Source organism: Nostoc sp. (assembly GCF_036917375.1).
Lineage (GTDB): Bacteria > Cyanobacteriota > Cyanobacteriia > Cyanobacteriales > Nostocaceae > Nostoc.
The window spans coordinates 1-11,701 of sequence record NZ_JBALDN010000045.1 but is presented as its reverse complement, the minus strand read 5'-3'; the positions used below and the strand labels follow the sequence as shown (position 1 = coordinate 11,701).

Genomic DNA, 11,701 nt, shown 5'->3' with positions numbered 1-11,701 from the left:
TTAAATAGGCAACAACCGCCGCCATTCCCTCAGTTTTTTGCTCTTTAATACTGCCAAGCTTGGATGCAAATGAATTAAATAATCGAAGCATATTTATCGCTCCAGAATTATGTTTACCTTCAATAATTAGTGATAGCTGCTATTAATATGTGACTGGTTTTAATACTGCTAATCACTGTTCTTCATCTTTGTATAAAAAATTCACGGTGCAATGACGTAACCGACCGCCGTAATCATAATTCTTCCAGTAGATGAAAAAAATCATTAAAAATGGATATACTGCAATTATCAAGCAATGAATTTATTAGCTCCTGGTTTTAGACCAACTAGGAGCTTTTTTTATTTATTATCCATTTCAGTTATGGGGTATATCACCAGAAGTAACAGCATTCATCCTCAAGGTTATTAATAATTGGTTCTGTTGGTAGATTGAATGTCAATGTTTGGATTGCTATTGTTTATTTGTAAGTCAAAAACGTCTATCGAATTAAAACAATGAATATTCTTGCTTGGATTGTTTTAGGTCTAATTGCTGGTGCTATTGCAAAGGCTATCTACCCCGGTCATCAAGGCGGCGGAATCTTAGGAACAATCTTATTAGGAATTATCGGTGCTTTTGTTGGTGGTAGTTTGGGTGTATTCTTCAGTACAGGAACCTTGACATTAGCCGCCCCCACACTCAGTATTCCTGGTATTGCAGTAGCGGTTCTTGGCGCAATTGTCGCTATTTTCTTGTGGAACTTGCTAAATCGTCGCAGTGCAATCTAAGAAATTAAATTGGAATCAATTAATCGTAAATATCAGGGAATTCATTTCACTATATTTTCTCCCTGAGCTTAAATTATTTGAATAGCGCCTGCCTAAATTTAGGTAGGCGCTATTCTTTTGTTAGAGTGCGATGCCGTTCAAGGGGTAGCGTAAGCGCTCGATGCATTCTTAATTCGCAATTGCTGTTGTAATTTCTCCGTGGATGATGAGCAGATTGCATAAAACTTTCAACACCAAACTATAAGTCAATGTATTGGTGTTCATCTCAAATTATTTGCCATCAAGGCAGGAAAAACACGCAATGTACATTCAGAAACTTTCTGCATCTCTATTTTCGGCAACTACCTTGTTAACTGGAACTACTTTGGCTGTCTTGGTTAGCTCTACAACTCTTTCACTCGTGTTTGGTCATTCTGCTCAAGCGCAAGGACTACCTTATGGGCCAGATACTTGTCGTCAAGGCTATGTTTGGCGTGAAGCCGTTCCTAATGACCATGTTTGCGTCACACCCAAAACCCGTTCTCAAGCTGCAAAAGATAATAGTCAAGTCGCTAATCGGATTCAGCCAGGAGGAGGCCCCTATGGTTCTTTCACTTGTCGTCAAGGCTATGTTTGGCGCGAAGCTGTTCCCAATGACTATGTTTGCGTCACACCCAAAACCCGTTCTCAAGCTGCAAAAGACAATAGTCAAGCCAATCATCGCCGAGCTTCAAGCGGTGTTACCATTGACAATGGAACCCAACTCAATCCAGTTCACGACTAATTGCATGGGCGGATAGCTTAAATCAAGAATCTTTTGTAACCATTCAGGGGGTAGAAAAGCGATCGCTCCCCAGCAAATACAAGCGAACGCGTAGACCATTGCCCATAAAAAATACAAGCGAGTCAAAGTTGCACCCCAACAGCGATCGTTCCAACAAAGTTAGTCCAGGGGGCGATCGCCTAATTCAGCCAAAATCCACCTATTTTTCCATCTTTGAGGATAAGTCTAGCTAAGACATCATCACCACCATCAAAAAATGTCAGTTTCCATAAATAAACTTGATACCCTTGCTGATTCAGATTTCCCAAGAAAACTGCTGAATACCCTTTTTTGATGCGAGGAGCCAACTGTCTACTAACTTGTGTAAATGTTTGCCTTGTAATGCCTTCTTTGAAAGCAGCATTTCCAAGAGAAATAAACTGAGTGTAGTTGTTTTGTTCAACAGCATTTATCAGGCTTGTAAAAGTTCTTTGCACAGACTGTTCTGGTTGATTACTTTTAGTTGCTTTTATTTGCTCGTTCACAGCTTGCACGTTTTTTGCTACAGCTAAAGTCAAAGGTGACATGATAACAACTGCTGCAACTACAAATCCCATTTTATTCATTTATTTTGTTTACCTTCTCGAAAACTGATTTAGTTAAATATATTCGTAAAAGCAGGGTATTAAACTGGTATTATGCCAAAAATACCAGAGTGCGTAGGCGTAGCCCGCCTTCTCTACGAGACGCTCCGCGAACGGCATCGCTGTTTACTTTACTCACACAATCGGGACTGGACGGCGCGGGTGCATTGGGATTGCGAGTGTGGTTGGATGGATGATACCGTGTGAGCGATGCCTACGGCGGAACGAAAAGCGACCATCGCAATCATGATGTGCAATTCTCTGCTACTTTAACTCAAATTACTGCTGCCACCGATTTGAGTAGCGCCCTCTCCTGCTGGTGGGTGATAAGTCATAGACTGTAACCCCAAACGACCAGGGCCAATAAAACGGTTGAGAGTGAATGAAATACCGCCGAGCATTACTCCAATTGCTCCGAAGATGCCGCCACTAGATTGCAGCGCTGTTACTGTCTCCATCTTCACTGATGAGTCTTTCCATAACCATGCTCCTGGCTCAACATCGAGTACTTCCCCAGGAGCAAGGTACTTTTCAAAGACATTACCGTAACCGTGGATTAAAAGCAGCCCTCCCTGTTGCTGACCAATGAAGCGGTCAATAAATAAACCACCACTGCGACTAAAAAAGAGGTTTGCTAGCCCTCGCTGGAAAAAGAAACTGTACTCAATATTACTGGTAGCGAGTAAAAACTGATGTTCGCGCACGTCCACTGTCTGTCCACGCTCTAATTGCAGCACCACAATCTGTCCTGGAGCCTCACGAGAGAAAGCAATATTCCCTGGCCCATGTGCTTCACTGATAAAAATTTGCAGTCCGGCAAAGAAACGCTTGGCTGCCCCTTTTAAACCTTTGACACCGAGGCGAACATTCGGATGTTTCCACAGTAAAATATGATGCTCAAAGTAAATCGATTGCTGTTGCCCTAGATGGACATCTACTACAGGTACTACTTCTCCCTCAATTCTCAAGGTCAAGTCACCAGAATGAAAGATTTCCTGGGGATTTCTCAATTCCGGGGTCGGTTCGCTACTGAAGTCTGGCATAGTCTTTACTTTTCGATAGTTGTTTTATAAATCATTTTCTCTCAAACTCCAATTGTTTTACGCGGATATGAGTTTGACCTCGACTACACAGCACGGATGCATTAGGATTGTCAAAATTCAGAGTGTGGCTTGCGTTTGTTTACTCACTGCGTTTGATTAAACAGGGCGGATTCTACCAAAGAAGCCCCTAATGAGTAACAACCGCTACGAACATTCTCTGGTACTGACAACAAAGCTACATTGTGGGGAGAGGTAAATCCCTCTTTGAAATCAATGCAACTTTTGACAATTGTCCATGAATCTGCAATAGCTGTGGGTAACTGTTTGTCAAATCCATGATTTGTATAATTTTGATATTGCTCTTGTAGTTTCTTCAAAGATGCTAAAAACCGCGCCTTTTGTTTGGCGTGTGACTGGCGGATCTCACAAATCTTACGAGCTGCGTCCAATGTTTCTTTCTCGTCCCAAGCCGTGACTTCTTTCACATCTGCAATACATTCATTCAGCTTGAATCGTGTGGGTTGTGAGTCGCCATCTAAATTGGGGTTTGCTGCCCAAGTCGGGATTGTAACTGAAATAAGTATGGTAATTAGTACAGCTAATAATCCAAAAATCACATTCCAAAAGACAATTTTAATCATAATTTCGCTTTTTCTCAGTAATTTTATTACTAATTAAGTCCCTAAAAGGGTGTCAAGAGAAATGATACAAAACATTTCCCTCTTCATTTACTTCAAAATTAGCATTAAGTTCCTTGGCTTTTTCATCTAAATATTGTTTAGCTAACTGGGTTGATATTTCCGCATTTTTCGCCAGTTGCAATACCGTTATTCTGCCAGCATTTTGCTCAATTAGTTCTAATAAAACTAACTGAAGGCGCTTTTGTTCTGATTCCAGAAGTAATGCTTTTTCCTTTCGATTCTGCTGCACTAAAGACCAACTCAACCAGCCTCCTAGAATGGTTGACGGAATAGTAAGAATAGTTAAAGCCGCTACATCATTTTGTTTTTCTTGAGCGGGAGTTTTGGGATTGAGAATTTCTAGAATCATCACAGCAGAAAAGGGAATGCCAAATAATAGAAAACAGATTGCTAAAACTTTTCTAATTAGTTTCATATAAGTTTTTCCCTGACTAGAGTTGGCTGGAGGCTGAAGGAAATTCAAAAATAATGGCTCTATTATACAAGGTATAATAAAATACCCGCTACCCGAATATTTTGCACAATGAGGCGATGCCTGCGCCTACGCTTGTAAATCTGCCAAGCAGCGTTCGCCTCGGTTAATAAATGCGGCTTACGGGTGTGGTGGATGCACGGCGAGATGGATACTATTTTATGTGCGATGCCTATTGACTCTACAATCAGTTTTTGCCTGATGATGAGTAGTGTTTGATGAAAGCGTGTGAGGTTTTTAATGAACCGTTTACTAACACCATCGGAACATTTAATGTGGTTGCTAGGTTGCGATAGACCAATCAATGTGTCACTGTGTGCCAGAATTAGGGGAGCATTCAGTGTCGTTTACTGTATGAGTGCTGCTATAGCATAAGTAAATGCTACAAATTACTCAAGTTGCATTCAGGCGTAGGTTGATCGGTGCGATCGCTCTACCAATTATCCTGTTATTGTCATTGTCAGGAGTTTCAATCTGGCAAATTAACCGCCTGCTCAGGGCTATGCACTGGGTTGACCACACTGACCAAGTTATTGCCCAAGCAAATGGCTTACAAAAACTATTACTCGATCTGGAGACAGGAGTACGTGGATACCAGATCGCAAGTAACCCAGAATTTCTTAAACCTTATCAGCAAGCTAACTCTACCATTAATACTACTTTTAATGAGTTGGGCGATCTAGTTTCAGATAATCCCCAACAAAGTCAACGCTTAAGGCAAATCAAGGCAGAGGAAACAGGCTGGAAGAAATCTATTTCCCAAGCGATCGCCCGCAAACAAAGAGGTGAAGCTGAACCCCTATCAGCAATTGAGGTTCGCAAACAAAGCATGGATGTGATGCGAAATCAAATTACTAATTTTATTGCTACTGAAGAGCAGCTACGGTATCAGCGCAACCAAGCAGTCCAACAGACTACTGAGCGAGTCATCTTTACTAGCATAATCCTATCGCTTGCTGCTGGTGGTATCCTTGCCTTTTATATTCGACGGCAAATTGCCCATGTGTCTGACAATTATGAGAATGCTCTCAAAACTGCCCAAATACAAACTGAAAATGTTCAACTTTCTGCCCAAAGACTTGCCGCTTTACATAATATTGACCGAGCAATTTTAGCGGCTGAGTCGATCAAGTCTCTAGTCCGAACTGCACTGAAACAAATGCGTCACTTAGTACCCTATGAGCAAGCATTTGTAGCCCTGTTTAATTTTGAGGCAGGTACAGCTGAGATTGTCGCAGGCAACAGCACTAAAGAATTACAACCGCTTGAAGGTACAAAAATGTCATTATCAGACTTTGCGCCTGAGCAAAGCTTACGACAAAACCTTAGTTATATTAAAGACTTGACAAATGTTGAGCTTTACCCACCTATTTTAAAACGGTTGCATTCGGCAGGAATGCGTTGTTGTTTGCGGATTCCGATGTTAGTTGAAGAAAGGCTGCTAGGGGAACTCAACTTAGCGGCGACTAAGACAGCCGTTTTTGACGCTCAAGCACAAGATGTTGTGGTTGAGGTGGCGGCTCAGTTAGCGATCGCTATCCAACAATCTCTGCTACGCGAACAACTTCAAAATTACGCTTTGGAACTAGAACAGCGTGTTGCCCAACGTACTGCACAGTTGCAAGAAACAAATCAAGAGCTAGAAGCATTCACTTATACGATATCACACGATTTACGCGCACCGTTACGTACTATGCAAGGTTTTGCTCAGGCATTGCAAGAAGACTACACAGACAAACTAGACTCCGTTGGGCAAGAATACATTCAATATATTACAGAGGGTGCAGTCCAAATGGACACCCTAATTGCCGAACTCCTAGCATACAGCCGCCTCAGCCGTGCCCAAATTCAAATGCAAAAAGTTGATTTAACTAGTGTTGTCGAGGAAGCTTTAAAACAACTCAGCAAACAAGTGCAAGAACAGCTTGCACAAGTCACGGTAGCAAAACCCTTACCGCCAGTGATGGCTCATCGCTCTACGCTTGTCCAGATAGTAACCAATTTACTCAGCAATGCAATAAAATTTGTGCAGCCTGGAATACAGCCAAAAGTAGAAATCTATGCAGAAGAAAAGCAAGATTCGATCCAATTATCGATTGTAGACAACGGCATCGGCATTGCACCAGAACATCAAGAGCGTATTTTTCGGGTTTTTGAACGACTGCATGGCGTGGAAATCTATCCAGGTACTGGTATTGGTTTAGCAATTGTCCGCAAAGGGTTAGAGCGAATGGGCGGTCGAGCCGGAGTAGAATCGCAATTAGGTACTGGTAGTCGCTTTTGGATTGCCCTGCCAAAAGCCGATCCTCACAGCAATGATACGAATGACGCAAGTACTCCGCATTCTGATAATTGATGATAATCCAGGCGATCGCGCCTTAACGATCCGAGAACTGAGGCGAGAATTTCCGCAATTTCAAGCTCAAGAAATCCGCGAAGCCTCTAGCTTTGCTAGTGCAGTAGCAACAGGCGAATTCGATCTGGTTATTACCGACTATCAATTGGGCTGGAGTACTGGACTAGAAGTTTTATATACAATTAAACAACAGTATCCCAACTGCCCAGTGATTATGTTTACTAATACAGGTAGTGAAGAAATTGCGGTAGAGGCAATGAAGTCTGGGCTAGATGATTATGTCCTGAAATTACCCAACCGCTACATTCGCATACCAGTTGCTGTGCGAGTTGCACTAGAACGAGCAGAAACCAAACAACGAGCTACCTTACTTGAAATCCGTCTTCAAGGTTTGCTCAACCAATTAAAACTAGGTATATTTCGTACTTATCCAGATGGAAGTCTTATTGAGTGTAACCCAGCGTTTCTAGAATTGTTGGGGCTGGATTCATTATCCCAAGCTTCAGCGATGAATTTATTAAACATCCATGAATACTACTCAATACTGCAAGAACTGCCGCCACCTCAACAGCAAGAGCAAGAGATTCAATTACAACGAGCAGATGGAAGATTTATTTGGGTTGGATTAAGTATAGCTCTAAATACAGTTGAGGGACAACAGGTAATAGATGGCTTAATTGAAGATATTACATCTCGTAAACAAGCTGAAATTGAAATTCAGCAACTCAACCAAACCTTAGAGGAGCGAGTCAGGGAGCGTACAGCCGAATTAGAAGTAGCAAATCGAGATTTAGCGCAGAAAAATCAGGAATTAGCAGTGGCTAATCAAGATTTAGAAGCATTTACTTATTCAATTTCTCACGATCTGCGCGAACCATTACGCGCTATCCAAGCGTTTGGTTCAATCCTCCTAGAGAACCAGGATAGGGAATCTAACCTAGAGAACCAACAAAACTATTTGCAGCGCATTATTGCAAGTACACAGCAAGCAGACAAGCTTGTTCAAGATTTGCTTGAATACAGTCGCCTCAGCCGGACTGAAATGCCATTACAAGCTATTAACTTATCTTTATTGATGATACAAATACTGAGACAGCTAGAACTAGAAATAACACAGCAACAGGCGAGAGTACAAGTTGAAGAGCCTTTAGCTGAACTTACGGGAAACCCTACTATTTTGATTCAAGTAGTTACCAATTTGCTAACCAATGCGATTAAATTTGTTGCACCAGGAGTTCAACCTCAGTTACGGATATGGACTGAGAAACGTAATAAATTGGTTCGCTTATGGGTGCAAGACAATGGCATTGGTATTGAGGAAAGATACCAAAAACGCATTTTCAATGTTTTTGAGCGCCTACACAGCTATGAAGTTTATCCTGGAAGTGGTATCGGTTTAGCAATTGTCCGCAAAGGAGTCGAACGTATGGGTGGACAAGTTGGTGTAGAATCCCAACCTGGACAAGGAAGCCGATTTTGGATAGATTTACCTATAGTTATAGATGTAAATTCCTAAAATCTTTCAATCGCCTTGATTCCGGGCAAACATAAAGTTATTTCTACGCTCTTAAATATTTGGCGCAAGATCCTTACCCTATGCCATGCCATGAGGCGCACAGTAAAGGATGAAAAACTTTTTTTCTGCCTCCTGCCTCCTGCCTCCTGCCCCCTGCTTCCTGCCCCCTGCCTTTCAAACTAGAAATTTCATGAGTAAAGAGCAAGACACTATTTTACTTGTAGAGGATAATCACAAAGATGTGCTACTGCTGCAACGAGCGCTCCGCAAGGCTAATATTGTTAATCCAGTTCAGGTGGTAAATGATGGCGATGCAGCAGTGTTATATCTGTCAGGGGAGGAACCTTATGGCGATCGCACTCGTTATCCCTTGCCTGTACTAATCTTGCTCGATCTGAAACTACCCCGCAGATCCGGGGCTGAGGTTTTAATGTGGTTACGGCAGCAACCAGAACTCAAGCGCTTACCTGTCGTAGTTCTCACCTCATCGAGAGAGTATGCCGACATTAATCATATTTATGACATAGGTGTAAATGCTTACATAGTTAAGCCAGTTATTTTTAATGAATTAGTAGAAATTGTTATAACCCTTAATCTTCACTGGATTATTTTTAACGAAAGACCTCAATTTTGAACTGTTTGAACATTTTTTGGGCATTCTTTTCACTGTCACCCTTACATAAATGTAATGTAGCTCAATGTTACGCATTCTTTTAATTGATGATAATTTGAATGACCGCCTACTGGCGATTCATGTACTAAAGCAAGAGTTTTTTGACCTCCAGTTTCAGGAAATTGTTCAAGCAAAAGACTTGGAACAAGCATTAGAAACAGGAGAGTTTGATTTAGTAATAACTGACTATCAATTACGCTGGAGTGATGGCTTAACTGCGATCCGGGTAATTAAAAATCGTTATCCTGATTGCCCAGTAATAATGTTTACCAATAGTGGTACTCAGGAAATTGCCGTTGAGGCGATGAAATCGGGATTGGAAGATTACATCATCAAGTCTCCTAAGCACTATGTTCGATTACCCGCAGCAGTCCGCCGAGCAATAGAGCGGACTGAAGCTCAACGTAAAGCAGTCAGGCTAGAATCACGCCTTCAAACTTTGCTGAATAATTTAAATGTGGGAATTTATCGCTTAACGGCAGATGGTACTTTACTCGAAGGCAATCCCGCATTTCTGCGGCTGTTAGGTTTAAATTCTCTAACTGAAATTCCTGCAAGTCAAACCCTTGAGCCTTATTTCCAACCATTGGACTATGCTCAAGTTCTCAACCAATTAAAGCAAAATAGCGAAATCCGCGATCGCGAGATGCAATTGCGACGAGCGAATGGTACTCTAATTTGGGTGCGAATTAGTACAACTTTGACCCAAGTAGATGGTAGAACCGTTATTGACGGCTTAATAGAGGATATTAGCGAACGCAAACAAGCTGAAAAAGCTCTACACCAGAGTGAGGAACGCGCACAGCTTGCCATTAACATCAGTCGGCTTGGGACTTGGCATTACGATCCCAGTACAAACCTCGTCGAGTTGGACAAGCGAATGCGCGAGATTTGGGGCGAACCGGATGACACCGCGATTATCCCTGTCTCAATGGTAATAGAGCGCATCCACCCAGATGACCGAGAGCGTGTAGTCAACACCATCAGCAATGCACTCGACCCGATGTCGTCGGGTACTTATGAAATTGACTATCGAATCGTGTGGAACGATGGAACTGAGCGGTGGATATTCGCTAATGGGCAAGTGCAATTTGAGGGAGAGGGGGTGTCTATGCAAGCGATTAGGTTGCTAGGAACCGCACTCGACATCACCGAACGCAAACGAGCAGAGGAACGGGTGCATCTGCTGTATGAAACAACCAGCGATTTACTGGCCACGGAACATCCCATGCTGCTGATGAATAACTTGTTTAACAAGCTCTCAGCCCAGCTTGAGTTACATTATTACTACAACTATATGGTTGAGGTAAAAGACAACCAGCAAATGCTGCATCTGAGCAACTATGGGGGGATCTCTGAAGCAACGGCTCAGTCGCTGGAATGGATTGAACTTGGGCAATATCTTTGCGGACTGGTGGCACAAGAGCGGCAGCAAATTGTCTTTAATCGAGCGCAAATCTCCACCCATCCCAACGCGCAGCTTGTCAACTCAATTGGCATCACGGCTTATGCTGGACAACCGTTGATTGTGCAGGGACGGTTACTGGGGACGCTCTCCTTTGCCAGCCGCACCCGCACCTGCTTTACTCCCGAAGAAATCGATCTGCTGCAATCCACCTGCGAACAGATGGCGATCGCTATTGAGCGAGCAAATTTACTGGCTTCAATCCAGCAACAAGCTCAACAATTGCAACAAGCTAACCGAATTAAAGATGAGTTTCTGGCAGTATTATCCCATGAGTTGCGATCGCCCCTTAATCCAATTCTGGGTTGGTCTAAGCTGCTCCAAACCTCTAAGCTTGACGAAGCCAAGACTGCTTATGCTCTGAGTGCGATCGAACGCAATGCCAAGTTACAGTCCGAACTGATTGAAGACTTGCTGGATGTCTCCCGAATTCTGCAAGGCAAACTTAGCCTGAAAGTTTGCCCAGTCGATCTAGTATCGATCGTTAAAGCTGCAATGGAAACTGTACAGCTGGCAGCTGAAAGCAAGTCGATTCAAATTCAGGTGAGGCTTGAACCAAATGTAGGGCAAGTTTTGGGCGATCCCAACCGATTACAGCAAGTGATTTGGAATCTCCTCTCGAACGCAATTAAGTTCACTGACATCAGGGGACGAGTGGATATCCATCTGAAACAAGTTAGCTCTTTTGCCGAAATCACTGTTATCGATACAGGTCAAGGGATTCACCCTGACTTCCTCCCCTATGTGTTTGAATACTTCCGCCAAGCAGATAGTGCTACAACCAGAAAGTTTGGTGGACTGGGGTTAGGGTTAGCGATCGTCCGTCACTTAGTCGAATTACATGGCGGAACTGTTCAGGTAGAAAGTGCAGGTGAAGGTCAGGGGGCAACCTTTACTGTGAGACTTCCGCTCATGGCAACTCCATCCCAGAAGAACGCAGACAGTAAACCGTCTGAGCCATCCCTAAATTTGCATGGTATCCAAGTTTTGGTGGTAGATGATAATGCAGATACACGGGAGTTTATTGCTTTCATGCTAGAGATGTATGGAGCGAATGTAACAACTGTCACTTCAGCCGCCGAAGCTCTCGCCACTTTAACCAAGTACAGAGCAGACGTGCTACTCAGCGATATTGGGATGCCAGAAATGGATGGCTATATGCTGGTGCGCCAGCTGAGAGCCTTGCCGTACCAACAAGGCGGGAAGATTCCAGCGATCGCTTTAACACTGGAGTTTAGACTAAGTAGGAAAAAATGACCCAGCAGCACTGAGTTGATAAAATACAAGCTTTAAACATGGAAATCTTTAATATTAAGCAGAT

General features: G+C 42.9%; 11 protein-coding genes. 7 read left to right on the top strand and 4 right to left on the bottom strand.

Annotation, left to right across the window (positions count from 1 at the left end):
* Positions 1-495: 495 nt before the first annotated feature.
* A complete protein-coding gene (locus V7K45_RS11970) occupies positions 496-768 on the top strand; it encodes a GlsB/YeaQ/YmgE family stress response membrane protein (RefSeq protein ID WP_335003598.1) in 273 nt (90 codons plus the stop codon).
* Positions 769-1,069: 301 nt separating this feature from the next.
* Positions 1,070-1,531, top strand: coding sequence for a hypothetical protein (locus tag V7K45_RS11965; protein WP_335003596.1), 462 nt, complete (start codon positions 1,070-1,072; stop codon positions 1,529-1,531).
* Between the two features lie 179 nt (positions 1,532-1,710).
* Here the strand turns inward: V7K45_RS11965 and V7K45_RS11960 are convergent, their stop codons facing one another.
* The gene (locus V7K45_RS11960) at positions 1,711-2,136 is read right to left on the bottom strand and encodes a hypothetical protein (RefSeq protein ID WP_335003594.1); all 426 of its coding nucleotides are present in this window, start codon (positions 2,134-2,136) and stop codon (positions 1,711-1,713) included.
* Between the two features lie 89 nt (positions 2,137-2,225).
* Between V7K45_RS11960 and V7K45_RS11955 the strand changes: the two genes are divergently transcribed.
* The gene (locus tag V7K45_RS11955; RefSeq protein ID WP_335003592.1) at positions 2,226-2,351 is read left to right on the top strand and encodes a hypothetical protein; all 126 of its coding nucleotides are present in this window, start codon (positions 2,226-2,228) and stop codon (positions 2,349-2,351) included.
* 72 nt (positions 2,352-2,423) lie between these two features.
* Here V7K45_RS11955 and V7K45_RS11950 read toward each other — a convergent pair whose 3' ends face one another.
* The 3 genes from V7K45_RS11950 to V7K45_RS11940 all read right to left on the bottom strand — a co-directional run bounded on the left by V7K45_RS11950 (position 2,424) and on the right by V7K45_RS11940 (position 4,313).
* Positions 2,424-3,197, bottom strand: coding sequence for an AIM24 family protein (locus V7K45_RS11950; RefSeq protein WP_335003590.1), 774 nt, complete (start codon positions 3,195-3,197; stop codon positions 2,424-2,426).
* A 143-nt stretch (positions 3,198-3,340) separates the two neighbouring features.
* On the bottom strand, positions 3,341-3,838 hold the full coding sequence (locus V7K45_RS11945) for a hypothetical protein (RefSeq protein ID WP_335003588.1): 498 nt from the start codon (positions 3,836-3,838) through the stop codon (positions 3,341-3,343).
* 52 nt (positions 3,839-3,890) lie between these two features.
* Positions 3,891-4,313: a hypothetical protein gene (locus V7K45_RS11940; RefSeq protein WP_335003586.1), complete on the bottom strand. Its 423-nt coding sequence runs from the start codon at positions 4,311-4,313 to the stop codon at positions 3,891-3,893.
* A 436-nt stretch (positions 4,314-4,749) separates the two neighbouring features.
* Here V7K45_RS11940 and V7K45_RS11935 point away from each other — a divergent pair, with 436 nt between their 5' ends.
* The 4 genes from V7K45_RS11935 to V7K45_RS11920 all read left to right on the top strand — a co-directional run bounded on the left by V7K45_RS11935 (position 4,750) and on the right by V7K45_RS11920 (position 11,637).
* A complete protein-coding gene (locus tag V7K45_RS11935) occupies positions 4,750-6,726 on the top strand; it encodes a CHASE3 domain-containing protein (protein WP_335003584.1) in 1,977 nt (658 codons plus the stop codon).
* The gene (locus tag V7K45_RS11930) at positions 6,695-8,242 is read left to right on the top strand and encodes a sensor histidine kinase (RefSeq protein ID WP_335003582.1); all 1,548 of its coding nucleotides are present in this window, start codon (positions 6,695-6,697) and stop codon (positions 8,240-8,242) included. The genes V7K45_RS11935 and V7K45_RS11930 overlap by 32 nt, the downstream gene beginning before the upstream one ends.
* A 190-nt stretch (positions 8,243-8,432) precedes the next feature.
* Positions 8,433-8,876 (top strand): response regulator, encoded by a 444-nt coding sequence (locus V7K45_RS11925; RefSeq protein WP_335003580.1) that lies wholly within the window; start codon positions 8,433-8,435, stop codon positions 8,874-8,876.
* 64 nt (positions 8,877-8,940) lie between these two features.
* Positions 8,941-11,637, top strand: a complete 2,697-nt coding sequence (locus V7K45_RS11920; RefSeq protein ID WP_335003578.1) for a response regulator — start codon at positions 8,941-8,943, stop codon at positions 11,635-11,637.
* The last annotated feature ends 64 nt before the right edge of the window (positions 11,638-11,701 follow it).